Below are 17,579 nucleotides of genomic sequence, written 5' to 3' on the forward strand. Positions count from 1 at the left end.
ACTTGGTGGAGATGGAGGTACGGGACCTTTTGAACCAGTACGAGTTTCCTGGGGATGAGGTGCCGGTGATCCGGGGGAGTGCGTTGTTGGCGTTGGAGCAGATGCACCGCAATCCTCAGACGAAGCGTGGGGAGAACGAGTGGGTGGATCGGATTTGGGAGTTGTTGGACGCGATTGACGAGTACATTCCGACGCCGCAGCGGGACGTGGACAAGCCGTTCTTGATGCCGGTGGAGGACGTGTTTACGATTACTGGGCGCGGGACGGTGGCGACGGGTCGGATTGAGCGGGGAAAGGTGAAGGTTGGGGACGAGGTGGAGATTGTGGGTTTGTCTGCGGAGACGCGTCGGACGGTGGTGACGGGTGTGGAGATGCACCGGAAGACGCTGCAGGAGGGGATAGCTGGGGACAATGTGGGGTTGTTGTTGCGTGGTGTGAGCCGGGAGGAGGTGGAGCGGGGGCAGGTGTTGGCGAAGCCTGGGAGCATTACGCCGCACACGAAGTTTGAGGCCTCCGTGTATGTTTTGAAGAAGGAGGAGGGTGGGAGGCACACGGGGTTTTTTTCTGGGTACCGTCCGCAGTTTTACTTTCGGACGACGGATGTGACGGGTGTGGTGCAGTTGCCCTCGGGCGTGGAGATGGTGATGCCTGGGGACAATGTGACGTTTACGGTGGAGTTGATCAAGCCGGTGGCGTTGGAGGAGGGTTTGCGGTTTGCCATCCGTGAGGGTGGGCGGACCGTGGGTGCCGGCGTGGTCACCAAAATCCTGGAGTGAGCCCTAGGGGGGAGGCCTCCTCCCCCCTCTTTGCGAGGTGAGGCATGGCCAGCGAGGTCCGCATCAAGATCCTCTTGGAGTGCACCGAGTGCAAGCGCCGCAACTACGCCACCGAGAAGAACAAGCGCAACACCACCTCCAAGCTGGAGCTGAAGAAGTACTGCCCCTGGTGCGACAAGCACACCGTGCACCGGGAAGTGAAGGTCTGATGTTTGCCCGGATTGTCCGCTACTTCCAGGAAGCCCGGGCGGAACTGGCCCGGGTTACCTGGCCCACGCGGGAACAGATCGTGGAGGGCACCCAGGCGGTCCTCCTTTTCACCGTGGTGGCCATGGTGATCCTGGGTTTCTACGATCTGGTTTTCCGCTTTCTCATAGGGCTTTTGCGATGAGCATTGAATGGTACGCGGTCCACACCTACGTGGGGCAGGAGGAGAAGGCCAAGGCCAACCTGGAAAAGCGCATCCAGGCCTTTGGCCTTCAGGATAAGATTTTCCAGGTCCTCATTCCCACGGAGGAGGTGGTGGAGCTCCGCGAGGGGGGGAAGAAGGAGGTCGTCAGGAAGAAGCTCTTCCCCGGTTACCTCTTCGTGCAGATGGACCTGGGGGATGAGGAGGAGCCGAACGAGGCCTGGGAGGTGGTGCGGAGCACCCCGGGCATCACCGGCTTCGTGGGGGCGGGTAGCCGCCCGGTACCCCTCTCCCCGGACGAGGTGCGGCACATCCTCGAGGTCTCCGGCCTCCTGGGCAAGCGGGAGGCCCCCAAGGCCCAGGTGGCCTTCCGGGAAGGAGACCAGGTCCGTGTCGTCTCCGGCCCCTTTGCGGACTTTACCGGCACCGTGACCGAGATCAACCCGGAAAAGGGCAAGGTCAAGGTCATGGTCACCATCTTCGGGCGCGAGACCCCTGTGGAATTGGATTTCTCCCAGGTGGTCAAGGCCTAAAGGCGTCTGCACCCCCAACTTGGGGGGAGCCTAGGAGGGAAAAATGAAGAAAGTCGTTGCCGTAGTTAAGCTGCAGCTGCCTGCGGGCAAGGCCACGCCCGCGCCCCCGGTGGGCCCGGCTTTGGGCCAGCACGGGGCCAACATCATGGAGTTCGTCAAGGCCTTCAATGCGGCCACCGCCAACATGGGGGACGCCATCGTCCCCGTGGAGATCACCATCTACGCCGACCGCTCCTTCACCTTCATCACCAAGACCCCGCCCGCCAGCTACCTGATCCGCAAGGCGGCGGGGCTGGAGAAGGGGGCCCACAAGCCGGGGCGGGAGAAGGTGGGCCGCATCACCTGGCAGCAGGTGCTGGAGATCGCCAAGCAGAAGCTTCCCGACATGAACACCACCGACCTGGAGGCCGCCGCCCGCATGATCGCTGGCTCGGCCCGGTCCATGGGGGTGGAGGTGGTGGGCGCGCCGGAGGTGAAGGATGCCTAAGCACGGCAAGCGCTACCGCGCCCTCTTGGAGAAGGTGGACCCGAACCGGGTCTACACCATTGACGAGGCGGCCCAGCTGGTGAAAGAGCTGGCCACGGCCAAGTTTGACGAAACCGTGGAGGTCCACGCCAAGCTGGGCATTGACCCCCGCAAGTCCGACCAGAACGTGCGGGGCACCGTTTCCTTGCCCCATGGCCTTGGCAAGCAGGTGCGGGTTTTGGCCATCGCCAAGGGGGAGAAGATCAAGGAGGCGGAGGAGGCCGGGGCTGACTACGTGGGCGGGGAGGAGATCATCCAGAAGATCCTGGATGGTTGGCTGGACTTTGACGCCGTGGTGGCCACCCCGGACGTGATGGGTGCGGTGGGCTCCAAGCTGGGCCGCATCCTGGGTCCCAGGGGCCTCCTGCCCAACCCCAAGGCGGGCACCGTGGGCTTCAACATCGGGGAGATCATCCGGGAGATCAAGGCGGGGCGGATTGAGTTCCGCAACGATAAGACCGGGGCCATCCATGCCCCCGTGGGCAAGGCGAGCTTCCCCCCGGAGAAGCTGGCCGATAACATCCGCGCCTTCATCAAGGCCCTCGAGGCCAGCAAGCCTGAAGCGGCCAAGGGTACCTTCCTGCGCTCGGTCTACGTGACGAGCACCATGGGGCCGAGCATCCGCATCAACCCCCACTCCTAAAGGGCAGGATAGGGGGGCCTGGCTTGACGCCAGGCCCCCTTTCTTTTAGACTCCAGGGTGGCACCCCGGGCGCACTTGCGCCCAGGCCCAAGACAGCGGGGGGCTTTAGGCCTTAAACATCCCGCCGAGGCGCTTGAGGGGGAGCGTTTCGTAAAGCCCGAAAACCGGTCGGGGTTCCCCTGCCCCAAAAGGGAGGAAGGCGTGCCAAACAAGCGCAACGTTGAGCTTCTTGCCGCCCTCAAGGAAAGCCTTGAGGCGGCCCGTGGCTCCTTCTTCCTGGTGAACTACCAGGGGCTTTCCGCCAAGGAAACCCACGCCCTGCGCCAGGCCCTGAAGGAGAAGGGGGCGCGGCTTTTTGTAGCCAAGAACACCCTGATCCGCATCGCCCTGGAGGAGCTTGGCCTGCCCAAACTGGACGGGCTTCAGGGCCCGAGCGCCGTGGTCTTCTACGAGGACCCGGTGGCGGCGGCCAAGGCCCTGGTGGAGTTCTCCAAGAAGAACCCCAAGGGCATCCCCGAGGCGAAGGGCGGCCTTCTGCAGGGCCAGGTGCTCTCGGCCAAGGACGTGGTGGCTCTGGCGGAGCTTCCCACCATGGACGAGCTCCGGGCGGAGCTTGTGGGCGTCCTGCAGGCGCCCCTGGCCGAGCTTGTGGGCGTCCTGGGGGGCGTGGCCCGGGAACTGGTAGGCATCTTGGAAGCGTACGCGGAGAAGAAGGCGGCGTAGGAGGTAGAAGATGGCTTTGGACATAGAACGCATCAAGGAAGAGCTTTCCCAGGCGACGGTTTTGGAACTCAAGCAGCTCATTGACGTCCTCAAGGAGGCTTGGGGCGTGACCGCTGCGGCCCCCGTGGCCGTGGCCGCGGCCCCTGCCCAGGCGGCGGCCGCTGCCCCCGCTGAGGAGAAGACCGAGTTTGACGTGATCCTCAAGGACGCCGGGGCCAAGAAGCTGGAGGTCATCAAGGAGCTTCGCGCCATCACCGGCTTGGGCCTCAAGGAGGCCAAGGACCTGGCGGAGAAGGGCGGCCCCGTCAAGGAGGGCATCCCCAAGGCCGAGGCGGAGGAGATCAAGAAGAAGCTCGAGGCCGTGGGCGCGGTGGTGGAGCTGAAGTAAGCCCCCGCCCCACGGGGTGCCCCCCAGGCCTTTGGGCCTGGGGTTTTCCCTTTAGGATGGGAGGCATGGACCTTCCCCGGGTGGTGGTGGGGATTTCGGGGGCAAGCGGCATGCCCTACGCCTTGGACCTCTTAGAAGCCCTCCAGGGCCTCGCCGAGGTGCACCTGGTGCTCTCCCAAGGGGCCAAGCGGGTCTTGTGGGAGGAGATGGGATTAAACCCCAAGGACCTTTACCCTCTGGCAAGCCGGGTATACAAGGACGGGGACCTGGGGGCCCCCATCGCCTCGGGCTCTTTTCCCACCCGGGGGATGGTGGTGGTGCCCTGCTCCGCCACCACCCTGGCCAAGGTGGCCTGGGGCCTCGCCGATACCCTCCTCACCCGGGCAGCCTACGTCCACCTCAAGGAAAGGAGGCCCCTCATCCTGGTGCCCCGGGAAACCCCCCTACCCCTGCCCACCCTGAGGGCCATGGTCCAGGCGGCCGAGGCGGGGGCGGTGGTCCTGCCGGCAAGCCCCGGCTTCTACCACCGGCCCAAGGAGATCAAGGACCTCCTGGGCTTCGTCACCCAGCGTATCCTGGACCACCTGGGCCTGAAGGCGGAGCGCGCCCCCCGCTGGGGCGAAACCTGACGTTTTTTTGCCCCCTTGCGGTGATACGATAGGGGGCGATGACCCTTACTCAGGAGCAAAGGCTCGTCTTGGACACGGTACGGAAGGTGGCCAAGGAGGTGCTTTACCCCCTGGCCCCGGAGTACGACAAGGAGGGGAAGTACCCTTGGCCGCAACTTAAGGCCCTGGCGGAGCTGGGCCTCCTCGGCATGACCACCCCGGAGGCCTGGGGCGGCGTGGGGCTAGACTCCGTCACCTGGGCCTTGGCCCTGGAGGAGATTGCCGCCGCCGACCCCAGCGTGGCGGTGGTCCTTTCCGTGACCAGCGGGCTTCCCCAGTACATGCTCCTCCGTTTCGGCACCGAGGCGCAAAAGCGGAGGTATTTGGTGCCCCTAGCCCGGGGGGAGTGGATCGGGGCCTTTTGCCTCACGGAGCCCCATGCGGGTTCGGACGCGGCGAGCCTCCGGACCCAGGCCCGCAGGGTGCCGGGGGGGTACGAGCTTTGGGGGGTGAAGAGCTGGATCACCTCCGCCGGCCAGGCCCACCTCTACGTGGTCATGGCCCGCACGGAGAAGGGCATCAGCGCCTTTTTGGTGGAGAAGGACGCCCAGGGGCTTTCCTTCGGCCCCCCGGAGGAGAAGATGGGCCTCCACGCCGCCCACACCGCCGAGGTCCGCCTGGAAGGGGTTTTCGTTCCCGAGGAGAACCGGCTGGGGGAGGAGGGGCGGGGCCTGGCCTACGCCTTGGCGGGGTTGGACTCGGGGCGGGTGGGGGTGGCGGCCCAGGCGGTGGGCATCGCCCGGGGCGCCTACGAGATCGCCAAGGCCTATGCGGACGAGCGGGAGCAGTTTGGCAAGAAGCTTAGGGAGCACCAGGCCATCGCCTTTAAGATTGCGGACATGCACGTGAAGATCGCCGCCGCCCGGGCCCTGGTGTTGGAGGCGGCGCGGAAGAAGGACCTAGGGGAGAGGTTCACCCTCGAGGCCAGCGCCGCCAAGCTCTTCGCCAGCCAGGTGGCGGTGGAGGTGACCCGGGAGGCGGTGCAGGTCCTGGGGGGCTACGGCTACCACCGGGACTACCGGGTGGAGCGCTACTACCGGGACGCCAAGGTCACGGAGATCTACGAGGGCACCTCGGAGATCCAACGCCTCGTCATCGCCCGGGAGCTTTACCGCTAGACGGGGCGGCCCGCCATCAGGAAGCTCGCCGTCATCCCCCCGTCCACGGGGAGGATGGCCCCGGTGATGAAGCTGGCCTTCTCCGAGGCCAGAAAGAGCACCGCCTCCGCCACCTCCTCCGGGCGGCCAAGCCGCCTGAGGGCGTGGAGGTCCTCCCAGTCCCGCCGGGTCCTTTCGGGGTCCTCGGAGAGGGCGATGGCCTCGAGGACCGCCTCCGTGGCGATGGCCCCGGGGGCCACGGCGTTCACCCGGATGTTGAGGGGGGCGAGGTCTAAGGCCAAGGAGCGGGTGAGGTTCACGAGGCCCCCTTTGGAGGCGTTGTAGGCGGCGTTTTCCTGCTCGGCGAAAAGCCCTTGGACGCTGGCCACGTTCACGATGGCCCCGCCCCCCACCCGCTGCATCCTCCTGGCCGCCAGGGCGGAAAGGTGCATGGGGGCGGTGAGGTTCACCTCCAAAACCCGGCGCCACTCGGGAAGCTTCACCGTGAGGGCAGATCCGGGGGCGGAGAGGGCGGCGTTGTTGACCAGGACGTCAATCCGGCCCAATGCCTTTTCCGCCTCCTCCACGAAGCGCACCCGGTCCCTCTCCTCCGCCAGGTCCGCCCGGACGAAAAACCCCCCTACCTCCTCCGCCACCTCCTGCCCCTCGGGCCTTAGGTCGCATAGCGCCACCAAGGCCCCTTCCCGGGCGAAGGCCCGGACGATGGCCCGGCCAATCCCCCGGGCGCCCCCCGTGACCAGGACGCCTTTCCCCTCAAATAGCCCCATGCCCCTAGCTTACCCGCTTGGGGTCCAGGGCCTCCGCCACTTTTTCCTTGGGCAGGGCCCCCTGGACCACCTCCTTGCCCCCGCCCTTGGCCCCCAGGGCCTTGAGGCTTTCCAGGACCTCCATCCGCTTGGGGCCCAGGAGGGCGAAGCGGCCCTCGGGGGAGAGGAGGAGGAAGGTCTTGTCGCTCCAGGAAAGGAGCTTTTTGGCGAGCTCCCCGAGGACGGGCGCCGGGACCAAAAGCACCCCTTCCTCCAGGGCTCTGGGGAGGAGGGCTTCCACCAGGGCTTCCTTCAGGGTTAGGTTTTCCCCTTTTAGGGCATAAAGCTCTTCCTGGAGTTTCTGGATGGGCTTCTCCACCTCCAGGGGGTTCGTGGAGAAGCCGAGGGCGAGCCGGGCGAGGAGGGCGTGCTTGGCGTGGTAGTCCTCCAAGGCCTCCCACCCCGCCATAAAGTAGACCCGGCTTCCCCCCTTGTACCGCTCCCACTTCAGGACCTTGATGGGCCCGGCTTGGGCGCTGGTCTTTAGGTGGGTGCCCCCGCAGGCGGCGAGGTCAAAGTCCCCGATGCGCACCAGGCGCACCTGGCCCTGCACCTTGGGGGGGCGCCTTAGGGGGTACTGGGCCAGTTCCGCTTCGCTCACGAAGAAGGCCTCCACCGGGTAATCGGCGTAGACGGCGAGGTTGGCCAGGGCTTCCGCCTGGCGGAGCTTTTCCTCTTCCAGTTCCTCCTCGAGGTCCACGGTGCACACCGCCGAGTCCAGGCTCACGGCGATGGTGTGGTAGTTGCCGGCCCGTAGGAGGGCCTGGGAGAGGATGTGCTGGGCGGTGTGCCGCTGCATGTGGCGGAAGCGCCTTTCCCAGTCAATCTCCCCCTCCACAGAGGCCCCTTGGGGCACGGGGTGGGCGAGGACGTGGACCACGTCCCCAAAGGCCTTGGTCTCCTCGTAGGCGCCGAGGACCCGCACCTCGCCGAACGCCCCCCGCAGGACCCCGGTGTCCGCAGGCTGCCCCCCGGATTCGGGGTAGAAGAGGGTTTCCGAGAGTACGGCGTAGTGCCCCTTTGCGTCGCTCCAGGCCCGCACCACCTGGGCGCGGAAACGGGTGGCGTAGCTGTCCAACTGGTAAAGCCTCATGCCCCTTAGGATAAGGAGGATGGCGCCCTTGGACCGCAAGGCCTTTGCCCGGTGGCGCGCCCAAGCCCACCCCACCCTGGCCATGGGCGCGCGGAACCTGGAAGGGGGGATTGCGGCTGGGCATCCTGCGCGGTGGGCGTAAGCGGCCAGATGGGGGGGAGGAGGCGGCGAAGGGGTTGGACGGGCGCGTGGAGCCCAGGGGGCACACCCGAGAAGGGTTTGCCCGGGAAGCCTTTGGGTGGCTGAAAGGGGCCAGGGAGTTGTGAAGGGAGAGCGCTTGGACAAGCTCCTCGCCCGCCTGGGCCTTGGGAGCCGCAAGGAGGTGGCGGGGCTCGTGCGGGCGGGGCGGGTTTCCGTGGCGGGAGAAGTGGTGCGGGACCCTGGTTTCCGCGTGCCCCAGGAGGCGGAGGTGGCCCTGGACGGGAAGCCCCTTAGGGTGCGGCGCCACCACCACGTGCTCCTGCACAAGCCTAGGGGCTACGTGACGAGCCGTACCGAAGGGCCTTCGGTCTACGCCCTTTTGCGGGGCTTTCCCCTTAGGGACCTTTCCCCCGTGGGCCGGCTGGACAAGGACACCGAGGGGCTCCTCCTCTTCACCACGGACGGGGAACTCCTTCACCGCCTCACCCACCCCCGGCACAAGGTGGAAAAGCGCTACCTCGTCCACCTCCTCCACCCGGCCACCCCAGAGGACCAAAAAGCCTTCGCCGAGGGGCTCTTTCTGGATGGAAGGAGGCTTCTTCCCGCCGAGCTTTTCCTCGGGGAGGACCCCAGGTGGGTGGAGCTTGTCCTAAGGGAAGGGCGCTTCCACCAGGTGAAGCGGATGTTCGCCGCCCGGGGCAACCGGGTGCTCTACCTGAAGCGGCTATCCATGGGGCCTTTGGCCCTTGGGGATTTGCCTTTGGGAGAAGCTAGGTACCTCACGGCGGAAGAGGAGGAAGCCCTTTACCGGGCGGTGGGCCTAGGGGGCCAGGATCCGGAGGGTGAGGTCTAGGGCGAGGCGCTCTCCCCGTTCCCCGGCGGGCTCGAGGGCGTAGCTTTCCACCCAGAGGGGCTGGTCCAGGGAGGGGAGGACCTCCAGGAAGCCCAAAACCCCAGGGTAGGGACCCTGGAGCTTAAGGTGAAGCCGCCAGGCACGGACATTGCCGGCGCTTTCCGCTTCCCCAGGCTCCATGGCGTGAAGCTCTAGCCCCTGGCTTTCCGCCAGGCGGAAAAGGCCTTGGTAAAGCCGGGGAAGCTCCTCCTCCCGTAGGGGGGCTTCGGCCAGAGCCTGGGGCAGGCGCTGGGTGAGGGCCTCCACCTCCCTTTCCAGGGCCACCACCTCCGCCTTGGTCCTTTGGTAGCTCCGGTAGGTAGAAAAAAGGGCGTTGGCGCTCCAAAGGAGAACCGCTAGGGGCAGGAAGAACCAAAGCCAGATAGGAAGCTTCATCGGCGCAGGATCCGGGAGAGGTCAAAGAGCGGAAGATAAAGCGCTAAGGCGACCACGAGCATTATACCCCCTAAGACCACGGTGAGGGCGGGCTCAATGCTGGAGGAGAGCCGTTTGACCCCATAGTCCACCTCCCGCTCCAGGTGGAAGGCGGCTTGGTAAAGCATCTGGTCCAGGCTTCCCGCCTCCTCTCCCACCAGGGCGAGGCGTACCAGGATGGGCAGGAAAAGGGGTTCGCGCCCCATGGCAGCGCTAAGGGACTCCCCCCGGACCACCCGTTCCAGAACCCGGTCCAGGGCTTCGGCGAGGGCGGCGTTGCCCAGGGTGTTGCGGGTGGCCTCGAGGGCCTGGGTGATGAGCACGCCTCCCTCGTAAAGCGTGGCCAGGGTCCGGGCGAAGCGGGCCATGGCCGCTTTGTGCAGGATGGGCCCCACCAGGGGAAGCCGGAGGAGAAGCCCGTCTATGAGCCGGGCGCCCCCGGGGGTCTGGTGGTAGGCCCTAAGGAAGTACACCAGGCCCACAAGGAAGAGGAGGAGCCAAAACCCGTTTTGCCGCACGAAGAAGGAGGCGCCGATGAGGAAGCGGGTGGGCCAGGGCAACTCCGCCCCCGCTGCCCCGTAAAGCCGGGCGAAGACGGGGATGACGAAAAGGAGCAGAACCGCCACCACGAGGACCAAGACCGCCACCACGAAGGAGGGGTAGAGGAGGGCGGTGCGCACCTTTTCCCGCAGGTCGTGGCTTTTGTCCAGGTACTCGGCGATGCGCCTGAGCACCACCTCCAAGGCCCCGCCCACCTCCGCCGCCCCCACCAGGGCCCGCACCAGGGGAGGGAAGACCTGGGGGTACTGGTCCATGGCCTGGGCCAGACCCTCGCCCCCCTCCACCCGCTCCCGCACCCCTCGGGCCGCTTCCTTCAGGAGGGGGTGCCGGCTTTCCAAGGAGAGGGTGTGCAGGGCCTGGGTCACGGACACCCCGGCCCCCACCAGGGTGGCGAACTCCTCCATGAAGAGGACGAGCTCGGGAAGGGGTACCCGCCCTTTCTGCGGGCGCCTTACCCTCTCCAAACGCAAGGGATAGAGGCCCATCTCCCGGAGGCGGCGCCTGGCCCCTTGGGGGGTTTCCGCCTCGAGGACCCCCCGGTAGATCCGTTCTCCCTTTTCGTCCGTGGCCTCGTACAGGAAGCGCATGGCCTACTCCCAAGTCCCAAGCACCCGCAGAAGCTCGCTCCCCGTGGTGATCCCCGCGCGCACTTGGTGGAGCCCCACCGCCCGCAGGTCCCGGTGGCCTTGGGCTTTGGCCCGCTCCCGCAGTTCCCCTTCGCTGGCGCCTAGGCCCAGGCGGTAGAGGGCTTCCCGGTCGGGGGCGTAGACCTCGTAAAGGCCTACCCGTCCCCTATACCCCGTGCCCCGACAGAAGGGGCACCCTTCCCCCCGCACCTCCTCCTCGGGCGCCTCCTCCCCGAAGAAGAGGCGGGCCTCCTCGGAAAGGGGTTGGGGCCGGGCGCACTGGGGGCAGACCCGGCGCACCAGGCGCTGGGCCACGGTGCCGAGGAGGGTGGAGGCCAGGAGGTGCCTTTCCGCTCCCATTTCTAAGAGCCGGGTTATGGCGGCGATGGCGTCGTTGGCGTGCAGGGTGGCGAGGACCAGGTGCCCGGTGAGGGCCGCCCGGAGGGCGGTGTCCAGGGTATCCCCATCCCGCACCTCTCCCACCAGGATCACGTCGGGGTCCAGGCGCAAAACGCTCCGCAGGGCCTCGGCGAAGGTGAGGCCGATTTTGGGCTGGACGGGGATCTGCACCACGCCCTCCAGGGGGAACTCCACGGGGTCTTCAATGGTGACGAAGGTTTTCTCCCGGGTGTAAAGGCGGTCCAGGGCGGCGTAGAGGGTGGTGGTCTTGCCGCTTCCCGTGGGGCCGGTGACGAAGAGGATGCCGTGAGGCTTACGGAGGAGCTTTTGAAAGAGGGCGAGCTCCTCGGGGAGCATGCCGAGCTCCGTGAGGCCGAGCCGCACTCCCGTGGGGTAGATGATGCGCAGGGTGAGCTTCTCCCCGTGGAGGGTGCCCACGGAGGCCACCCGCACCTCGTACCGCTTTCCCTCAAAGGGGAAGGTGAAGTGGCCGTCCTGGGGGCGGCGCTTTTCGGCGATGTCCATGCCCGCCAGGACCTTATAGCGGGCGGCCAGGGGGGCTTCCAGGTCCTTGGGGAGGCGTTCTAGCTCCTGGATGACCCCGTCCATGCGGGCCCGCACCGCCAGGTGGGTTTCCTCGGGGTCCAGGTGGAGGTCGCTGGCGTTGAGGCCGATGGCCCGTTCCAGGAGGGCCTGGGCCAAGCGCACGGCGGGCATGGCCTCGAGGGTGAGGTCCACCTGGGCGGTCTCCTCGCGCCGGGCCTCCTCCTTGGGCCGGGCCTCCTCCGCCAGGAGGCGGTCCAGGGCCTCCAGGATCTCCCGGTCTGGGGCCAGGTAGGGAACGATTTCCTTTCCCGTGAGGAAGCGGAGCTCGTCCAGAAGGGCCAGGTCCGAGGGGTGGGCCATGGCCACGTGGAGCCGGTTCCCCTCCACCCGAAAGGGGAAGACCCGCTTCTCCCGGGCGAAGCGGGGATCCAGGAGGCGCAGGGCTTGGGGATCGGGGGAGGTTTCCGCCAGGCGGATGAGGGGCGCCCTTTGCTGGTCCGCCAGGACCCGGGCCAGGTCTTCCTCCTTCACGTAGCCCCGCCGGAGGAGGACCTGGCCCAGGAGGTCCCCCGTGCGGGCTTGCTCCTCCAAGGCCGCCTGGAGCTGCTCCGCCGTGATGTACCCTAGGCGCAGGAGGAGTTCACCGAGCTTGGGCCTTTGCAACCTCCACCTCCCAGGCGTAGACGGTCTTTCCCCCTAGGCTTGCGCGCTCCAGGGGGCCCACCCTCCCCCCAAGCCGTTGGGCGAGGAGGAGGGGAGCGTAGGGGTCCAGGGCCTTGCCCTCTAGGAGGAGGCGGCCCTCCTCGGCCTCGAGGCGGGTGAGCCAAAGGCTTTCCGGCTTTTCCGCCGCCACCTTGAGGATCTCCTCCAGGCCAAGCCCCTCAGGCCTTGCCGGCTGGAAGGCTTGCTCCCGCAAGAGGGCCGCTTCCCGCTTTAGGGCCTCTAGGCGGCCCCTTTCCCGGGCGGCCATCTGGGTGAGGAGGCTTTGCCCAAGGAGCCCCAGGACGAAGAAGAGGGAGGCCAAAAAGATGGCGAGCTGGGCCTCCCGCGGCAAGCCTTCCCCCAAGGGGCGGCGCCTTGGCTTGAGGTCTAGGGAAAGCGCCTGGGCCAGGGCCAGGGCCTCCAGGCCCTGGGGCGCGTCCTGGTGGATGCGCTCCGCCAAAAGCCCCGGGGGCAGGGGGGGTGGGGTGGGGAGGCCCAGGAGCCAGGCCTCCTCCGGGCGCCCTGCGTGGCCAAAGAGGGCGAGGGAGCGGGCCACTTCCTCGGCGAGGGCTTCCGTGCCGGCATCGGCCTCGAGGGTGAGGTAGCGGAAGCCCTTGAGCACCCCCCCTTCAAAAAGGGCCACGGTGTGGGCCAGGTTTTCCAGGACCAAAAGGGTGTGCGCCTCGCTCCGTTGGAGGGCGTGGCGCCAGAGGAGGAGGGGCAAGGGTTCTATGCGGCTTGGCCTCAAGCGGCCCAAGAGGGCGGCTCCCTTCTTGGGCATGGCGGCGTAGAGGACCCGCACCCTGCGCTCGTCCTCGGGGGTGGTGAGGAGGTAGTCGGCGAAAAGCTCCTCCCCGGCGAAGAGGGGGCTCCGCTCCGCCTCGGCGAGGACGGCTTCCTCCAGGGGGAAGCCCTCGAGGGCCGGGAAGCTCTGCCAGCGGAGAAGGGCGAACTCCGGCCCCAAGCCGATGTAGCTCCCCTTGGCCCCAAGCTCGCGCAGGCGGTGGAGGAGGCGCTCGTACCGGGGCCTTCCCTCCTCGTCCAAAAGGCCTTCCGCCGGGAAGCTTTCCACGTGTTCCCTCTCGAGGCGCAGGATGCGTTGGCGCAGAACAAGGAAGAGAGGCATACTCGGTTCGCTCCCAGTTTATCCAGTGCGCAAGGCCACCACCACAGGTGGGAAACGGTAGTCACGTCCTCCTACCCGGAGGGTAAGGTTTTTGCCGTCTAGGACATTGAGGTCGCACGGGGCGTCCATCAGGTAAACCCTCTCGTCTTCGTAGCAGAAGGCGGCATTGGGAAGAAGGGCAGGGGCGAGGAGGTCCTGGAAGCCCGTATTCGTGCCGTTGCCGCAGCTATTTGCCGACCACAAGGCTCTTTGGAGGCGGCCCGCTTGCAGGCGGTACTGCACACAGAGGGGGTTTGGGGAAGCGCTCACCTGGACCACAAAGCCTGTAGAGCTAGCGTTGGTAAGGCCGACGCTGGTGGCGCTGCGCAGATCCTTGCCCAGGTAGCCCCTGAGGTCCGCCATGAGGGCTTGGGCCTGTAGGAGGCTTCCCTCCTCTTGGCTTCGCATACCGGAGAGGAGAAGGGTGGAAAGGGCTAGGGCTAGAAGGCCAGCCAGGAGCATGGCGACGGCCAGCTCCGCAAGGGTTAGACCCTGTTGCTTCACCACCTCACCTCGCAAGAGTTTACCGAATACTCCCTGCCCAGCGCATCGCGCAGGCGGAGGTTGAAGGTGTAGGTAGTGTTCCGTGAGAAGTTCCTGGAAAACCGCAAGCGGATTTGGGTAGAGGTGAGTAAGGAAAGGGGCGAAGCAAAGCTAGCGAACCCGCTTCCTGAGGCGTAGGTCCCGCTGTAGTGGATTAGGAACAGCGGGGCCACTTGCCGAATTTCTCGCAGCTGTTGGTTTGAAGGGGTCTGTGGGGACCAGCTTAGGGAAAAGGCAATATAAGTGTTGCCTGTGGAAGGTAAGGTGAAGACAACCTGCCTGCGGTTTCCACCTGGGGCGCAGCTTCCCGCTATTGGGGTAGGGCCCGAGGAGGCCACCGCCACCTGGGTTACCTCGGCTAAAAGTTGGCTTCCTTCGTATACCCTTATTGTGCTGATGATTCGGGAAATGCCAGAAAGCGTTTCGCTTCTAGAACTCTGGCAAACCTGATAGGTTTTTCCTCCCAACGTGAGGCTTTGGGTAGTGGGGCAGTTGGGAAAAGGGTCATTGTTTTCCAGGACGGTTTCTGCTACGAATAGTCCTTCCTGGGAAGCTTGCGTGGCGCTACCACTACGGATCGTGGAGGATAGGGCGTCTACCACCAATAGGAGAAGCGACAGGAGAAGTAGGGCTAAAGCAGCTTCAACAAGGCTAAAACCCTTGGGGCTCATGGGACTACCTCCCATTCTTCCACCACGTCATCCGTGGCGTTGTAGACAGCCCTTACCTGGGCTACCACCCCATCGCTCTCGCCCACGGCGTTGATGGTAAAACGCCTTTTGCCCCCAGTATTGGTTTGGGAAATGGCGCAGTTTATTCCCCCTAGGCTTCCCGTACTGTAGCAGTACCTTCCCACGTAATCTCCGGCGCTGGAGGTACAGGGTGAGGAGGTTTGGCATACCAGTACGGGCTGGGCGGCGTAGGTGGGGTTGTTGGGGTTTGCTTGGATGAAGGCGATGGCCTCCCACGCTCCCGCTTCCGCCAGGTAGAGGGCCTGTAGACCTGCCTGGGACCTCAGGGTCCTTTCCGCATTGAGGCGGGCAAGAAGGGAGTAGGGGAGGACGAGGACGCCCAAAAACACCAGGATCAACGCCACCAGTAGGAGGAGATAGCCCCTTTCCCCCATCAGAACTCCCCCTGGCAATAGGCGCTTATCCCGGAGGTATAAGGGCGGAATACCACGATGCGGGCCTCCGGTTGGGTGGCGGGGTTCCCCGCTTGGGCCAGCTGGCCAAAGGGGTTGTACCCGTCCATGCAGTACTCCCGCCCTGGCCGGTAGCGGAGGATGATTTGGTAGTTGTAGGGGCCATAAGGGTTTCGCTTTAGGAAAGGCTCTTCCCAGGTATCCTTCTTATAAGGCGAGTCCAGCGCTTCCCAGACCTCATCTAGCCCCGGAGGGCGCCCAAGCTTGACGGTGAGGATGCGCACGGTGGAGTTCAGGGCCATGAGGGTCTGGCGCGCCGCAGCCTTTTCCGCCTCCTGGGATAGGTCTACAAACTTGGGAACGGCGATGGCGGCGAGAAGCCCCAAAATGACCAGCACCAGGGCAAGCTCTGTCAGGGTAAAGCCACGGCCTTTGGCCCGCATGTCCTGTTCCTCACTCTAGCGTATCCGGGTGCCCGCGAAAGCAGCGAATGGGCACGGTAACCGTGGTGGAGCTCACCGCGATGAGAAAGACCGAGCAGGCCTCGTCCGCATACAGGTAAGCCAGACGTTCCCCGGCGTTGCAGGCGGCGTTGTGGTTATGGTCCCAGTAGGCCACGGTGGTTCCAGAGGGGCAGGAAGAGGAAAGCCTAAGATCCTGGGGGTTTCCCAAAAGGGCTTTGAGTTGGTTCCATGTGGGTACGGTTCTGTTTTGGGCGATGAAGATGGCGTAGGCGGAGCGGAGGTTCCTTAGAACCTCTTGTTGCTGGGCTTTGCGAGCTTCGGCCTGGAGGTCCAGGTAGCGAGGCACAGCCACAGCGGCGAGGATGCCTACTACTAGGAGGACAAGGGCGAGCTCTACTAGGGTCAAGCCTTTTGCCATGTTTCGTCCCGTACCCAGAATGCGCCCAAGGCAAGAAGGGCGATGGGGGTGACGTGGACGCTATCGTACCAGGTAAGCCCATAAAGGATATACCCGACCAGGACGAGGACCCATGGGAGCCTGTCCCAAGAGGCCTGGCCGAGGGTGAGGCCGAGCCATAGAAGATAGGCGAGGCCCCCTAGAATGCCCACCGACAAGATGAGGTCCAGCACCAGGTTGTGGGCCTTGGCGTAGGGGGACGGGGCGAGGAGACGAAGGCCTTTGGCGTCTTCCAGGTAAATAAGGCGGTCCTCGCCTTGGATAACCCGCACGGGGGGCGTGAGGGCGATGGGCATCTGGTCTTGCTCCTTCCCGTTCCAGTCTACGGCGTAGGGGTAAGCTCGGGCGAACCCATCAAAACCCCAACCCAAAAGGGGCCGTAGGGGTAAGGCTTCCAGAGCCTTTTGCCAAAGCTCCAGCCGACCAGAACTGAAGGCGTTGGCCTCGGCGAAATCTGCGCCCAGCTCGGCAAAAAACCTTCGGAATTCCACGAGATGGAGGTGGGTTGCTCCCCAGTAAACGCCGAAGGTAAGGGCTCCGGCGGCGAGGAGCCTCCAGACCCCAGGGGTTCGCATGGGACGTGCCCAAAACAGCCCCAGGGAGAGGAGGGGTACCCAAAGGGCGAGCCATCCGCCACGGGTTTGCGTGAACCAGAGGGCGAGGCTTCCCAGGGCGAAGAGGAAGAGGAGCCGCCGGCTTGGCTTACCCAGGTAATGCCCGGCCACGAAAAGCCCAAGCAAAGCGAGAACCCCAGCGGCGTGCCCCCGGTGGGAGGTGAGGCCGATGGGCATCTGCCCTTGGTGCACGCCGGAGGCGGTGGCCTTGGGGTTTTCTTGGCACTGGGTTTTGGCTTCGTCAAAGCACCTTACGTACGTTTGGCCTTGGGTGTGCGTATAGTCCAGCTTCCAGTTCCAGACCTGGGGGAATATGGCCAGGGTATGCAGACCCAAGCCGAGGAAAAGCGTGGCTGCGAGGCGCTTGGGGGAAACGAGGCCCGTTTTTAGGGCCAGGTAGGTCGCCCAGGCGAAGGCCACCCCTAGCGCCCAAAACCGCAGCCCATCCCCCACGCTGGAATACCCGGTAAAGCTCCAGATGGGTTGGGGCGAAAGGAGCGTGGCGGCGATGCCTGAAAGGAGAAAGCCCAAAGAGGCGAGGAGGGCCAAGCCCTCGCTTCCAAGGTGGGGCAGGCGGCTTTTCCGGACGAGCACCCCGAGGAGCGTCAAGAGGACGAAGGCGGCCATTCCAGCCTCTCGTGGAGCGTTCCAGATGGCCTCGTGCCCCTGGCCCCAAGGGTTGATGGCGGTGAGGCCTGCGAACAGGCTCAGTAAAAGAACCCCCTCGAGGAGGGTAGGCCTCGAGGGGGTGCCCATAGCCACGAGGATCAGTTGATTGCGTAGCTGAGAGTGACGGTCTTGGTGCCTCGGGTGATGGTCAGCGTGTCGTTAGTGGCATTGCAGCTTACACTCGTTCCCCCATCGCTGGAAGTCCAGGTATTTCCGCTGGCTGAGCCACCTTCCAAGTTAGCGAAGATCTGAGCACAGGTGGGGACGCCTTTGGCCTGAACAGTGGCGATAGCGTAAGCGGAGCGCACTGCAGCTGCGGTAGCGTTGACATTGGCTTCGTTGGCTTGGTCGGTGAGGTCCACAAACCGCGGCACGGCGATGGCCACCAGGATCCCGATGATGACGATTACGATAGCGAGCTCTATCAGCGTGAAGCCTTTTGCCTTCATCTCTGCACCTCCCTTACAGGTCCCAGTATGGGCGTGGCGTGTGAAAACGGTGTGAAAGCTGGGACCTAGGCCGGAGATTACCATGGGGT

At 65.3% G+C, this 17,579-nt stretch carries 23 protein-coding genes; 11 read left to right on the forward strand and 12 right to left on the reverse strand.

The window, feature by feature from the left end; translation table 11 throughout:
- The 10 genes from L0D17_RS03910 to L0D17_RS03955 form a co-directional block, all read left to right on the forward strand.
- Positions 1 to 776, forward strand: a 776-nt coding sequence (locus L0D17_RS03910; protein WP_243094001.1) for an EF-Tu C-terminal domain-related protein, incomplete at its 5' end; no start/stop codon positions are given.
- 44 nt (positions 777 to 820) lie between these two features.
- Complete coding sequence (gene rpmG / locus L0D17_RS03915) at positions 821 to 985, forward strand: 50S ribosomal protein L33 (protein ID WP_071677190.1); 165 nt, start codon at positions 821 to 823, stop codon at positions 983 to 985.
- On the forward strand, positions 985 to 1,167 hold the full coding sequence (gene secE / locus L0D17_RS03920; protein WP_071677191.1) for a preprotein translocase subunit SecE: 183 nt from the start codon (positions 985 to 987) through the stop codon (positions 1,165 to 1,167). The genes rpmG and secE overlap by 1 nt, the downstream gene beginning before the upstream one ends.
- The gene (gene nusG, locus L0D17_RS03925; protein ID WP_243092699.1) at positions 1,164 to 1,718 is read left to right on the forward strand and encodes a transcription termination/antitermination protein NusG; all 555 of its coding nucleotides are present in this window, start codon (positions 1,164 to 1,166) and stop codon (positions 1,716 to 1,718) included. Before secE ends, nusG begins: the two co-directional genes overlap by 4 nt.
- Before the next feature lie 43 nt (positions 1,719 to 1,761).
- Positions 1,762 to 2,205 (forward strand): 50S ribosomal protein L11, encoded by a 444-nt coding sequence (gene rplK, locus L0D17_RS03930; protein ID WP_071677193.1) that lies wholly within the window; start codon positions 1,762 to 1,764, stop codon positions 2,203 to 2,205.
- Positions 2,198 to 2,887 (forward strand): 50S ribosomal protein L1, encoded by a 690-nt coding sequence (rplA, locus tag L0D17_RS03935; RefSeq protein WP_234508450.1) that lies wholly within the window; start codon positions 2,198 to 2,200, stop codon positions 2,885 to 2,887. Before rplK ends, rplA begins: the two co-directional genes overlap by 8 nt.
- 201 nt (positions 2,888 to 3,088) lie before the next feature.
- Positions 3,089 to 3,610 carry a 50S ribosomal protein L10 gene (gene rplJ, locus L0D17_RS03940; protein WP_234508449.1) on the forward strand — a complete coding sequence of 174 codons (522 nt, stop codon included), beginning with the start codon at positions 3,089 to 3,091 and terminating at the stop codon, positions 3,608 to 3,610.
- A 10-nt stretch (positions 3,611 to 3,620) separates the two neighbouring features.
- On the forward strand, positions 3,621 to 3,998 hold the full coding sequence (gene rplL, locus L0D17_RS03945) for a 50S ribosomal protein L7/L12 (protein ID WP_234508447.1): 378 nt from the start codon (positions 3,621 to 3,623) through the stop codon (positions 3,996 to 3,998).
- A gap of 65 nt (positions 3,999 to 4,063) precedes the next feature.
- Positions 4,064 to 4,627 (forward strand): UbiX family flavin prenyltransferase, encoded by a 564-nt coding sequence (locus L0D17_RS03950; protein WP_234508444.1) that lies wholly within the window; start codon positions 4,064 to 4,066, stop codon positions 4,625 to 4,627.
- 38 nt (positions 4,628 to 4,665) lie between these two features.
- Positions 4,666 to 5,784: an acyl-CoA dehydrogenase family protein gene (locus L0D17_RS03955; protein WP_234508442.1), complete on the forward strand. Its 1,119-nt coding sequence runs from the start codon at positions 4,666 to 4,668 to the stop codon at positions 5,782 to 5,784.
- Here L0D17_RS03955 and L0D17_RS03960 read toward each other — a convergent pair.
- Both L0D17_RS03960 and L0D17_RS03965 read right to left on the reverse strand, forming a co-directional pair.
- Positions 5,781 to 6,551 carry an SDR family NAD(P)-dependent oxidoreductase gene (locus L0D17_RS03960; protein ID WP_234508440.1) on the reverse strand — a complete coding sequence of 257 codons (771 nt, stop codon included), beginning with the start codon at positions 6,549 to 6,551 and terminating at the stop codon, positions 5,781 to 5,783. The genes L0D17_RS03955 and L0D17_RS03960 overlap by 4 nt on opposite strands.
- A gap of 4 nt (positions 6,552 to 6,555) precedes the next feature.
- Positions 6,556 to 7,683, reverse strand: coding sequence for an alanyl-tRNA editing protein (locus L0D17_RS03965; protein WP_243092698.1), 1,128 nt, complete (start codon positions 7,681 to 7,683; stop codon positions 6,556 to 6,558).
- 262 nt (positions 7,684 to 7,945) lie between these two features.
- Between L0D17_RS03965 and L0D17_RS03970 the strand changes: the two genes are divergently transcribed.
- Positions 7,946 to 8,677: a pseudouridine synthase gene (locus L0D17_RS03970; RefSeq protein ID WP_234508436.1), complete on the forward strand. Its 732-nt coding sequence runs from the start codon at positions 7,946 to 7,948 to the stop codon at positions 8,675 to 8,677.
- Here the strand turns inward: L0D17_RS03970 and pilO are convergent.
- The 10 genes from pilO to pilA5 form a co-directional block, all read right to left on the reverse strand.
- The gene (pilO, locus tag L0D17_RS03975; RefSeq protein WP_243092697.1) at positions 8,645 to 9,112 is read right to left on the reverse strand and encodes a type 4a pilus biogenesis protein PilO; all 468 of its coding nucleotides are present in this window, start codon (positions 9,110 to 9,112) and stop codon (positions 8,645 to 8,647) included. The genes L0D17_RS03970 and pilO overlap by 33 nt on opposite strands.
- Entirely contained in the window at positions 9,109 to 10,299 is a 1,191-nt protein-coding gene (locus L0D17_RS03980) for a type II secretion system F family protein (RefSeq protein WP_234508432.1), read from the reverse strand. The genes pilO and L0D17_RS03980 overlap by 4 nt, the downstream gene beginning before the upstream one ends.
- Positions 10,300 to 10,302: 3 nt before the next feature.
- Positions 10,303 to 11,946, reverse strand: a complete 1,644-nt coding sequence (locus L0D17_RS03985) for a GspE/PulE family protein (RefSeq protein WP_234508429.1) — start codon at positions 11,944 to 11,946, stop codon at positions 10,303 to 10,305.
- Complete coding sequence (locus L0D17_RS03990; protein WP_234508428.1) at positions 11,924 to 13,111, reverse strand: hypothetical protein; 1,188 nt, start codon at positions 13,109 to 13,111, stop codon at positions 11,924 to 11,926. Before L0D17_RS03990 ends, L0D17_RS03985 begins: the two co-directional genes overlap by 23 nt.
- Positions 13,112 to 13,129: 18 nt before the next feature.
- Positions 13,130 to 13,657, reverse strand: coding sequence for a prepilin-type N-terminal cleavage/methylation domain-containing protein (locus L0D17_RS03995; protein ID WP_234508426.1), 528 nt, complete (start codon positions 13,655 to 13,657; stop codon positions 13,130 to 13,132).
- Positions 13,658 to 14,360: 703 nt separating this feature from the next.
- Complete coding sequence (locus L0D17_RS04000; RefSeq protein WP_234508424.1) at positions 14,361 to 14,819, reverse strand: hypothetical protein; 459 nt, start codon at positions 14,817 to 14,819, stop codon at positions 14,361 to 14,363.
- Positions 14,819 to 15,280 (reverse strand): type II secretion system protein, encoded by a 462-nt coding sequence (locus L0D17_RS04005; protein ID WP_234508423.1) that lies wholly within the window; start codon positions 15,278 to 15,280, stop codon positions 14,819 to 14,821. The genes L0D17_RS04000 and L0D17_RS04005 overlap by 1 nt, the downstream gene beginning before the upstream one ends.
- Before the next feature lie 10 nt (positions 15,281 to 15,290).
- The gene (locus L0D17_RS04010) at positions 15,291 to 15,707 is read right to left on the reverse strand and encodes a type II secretion system protein (RefSeq protein ID WP_234508421.1); all 417 of its coding nucleotides are present in this window, start codon (positions 15,705 to 15,707) and stop codon (positions 15,291 to 15,293) included.
- Positions 15,704 to 17,128 carry an O-antigen ligase family protein gene (locus L0D17_RS04015; protein ID WP_243092700.1) on the reverse strand — a complete coding sequence of 475 codons (1,425 nt, stop codon included), beginning with the start codon at positions 17,126 to 17,128 and terminating at the stop codon, positions 15,704 to 15,706. Before L0D17_RS04015 ends, L0D17_RS04010 begins: the two co-directional genes overlap by 4 nt.
- Before the next feature lie 11 nt (positions 17,129 to 17,139).
- On the reverse strand, positions 17,140 to 17,490 hold the full coding sequence (gene pilA5, locus L0D17_RS04020) for a type IV narrow pilus major component PilA5 (protein WP_234508419.1): 351 nt from the start codon (positions 17,488 to 17,490) through the stop codon (positions 17,140 to 17,142).
- Positions 17,491 to 17,579 lie beyond the last annotated feature (89 nt).

Source organism: Thermus thalpophilus, from assembly GCF_022760915.1.
Classification (GTDB): Bacteria; Deinococcota; Deinococci; order Deinococcales; family Thermaceae; genus Thermus; species Thermus thalpophilus.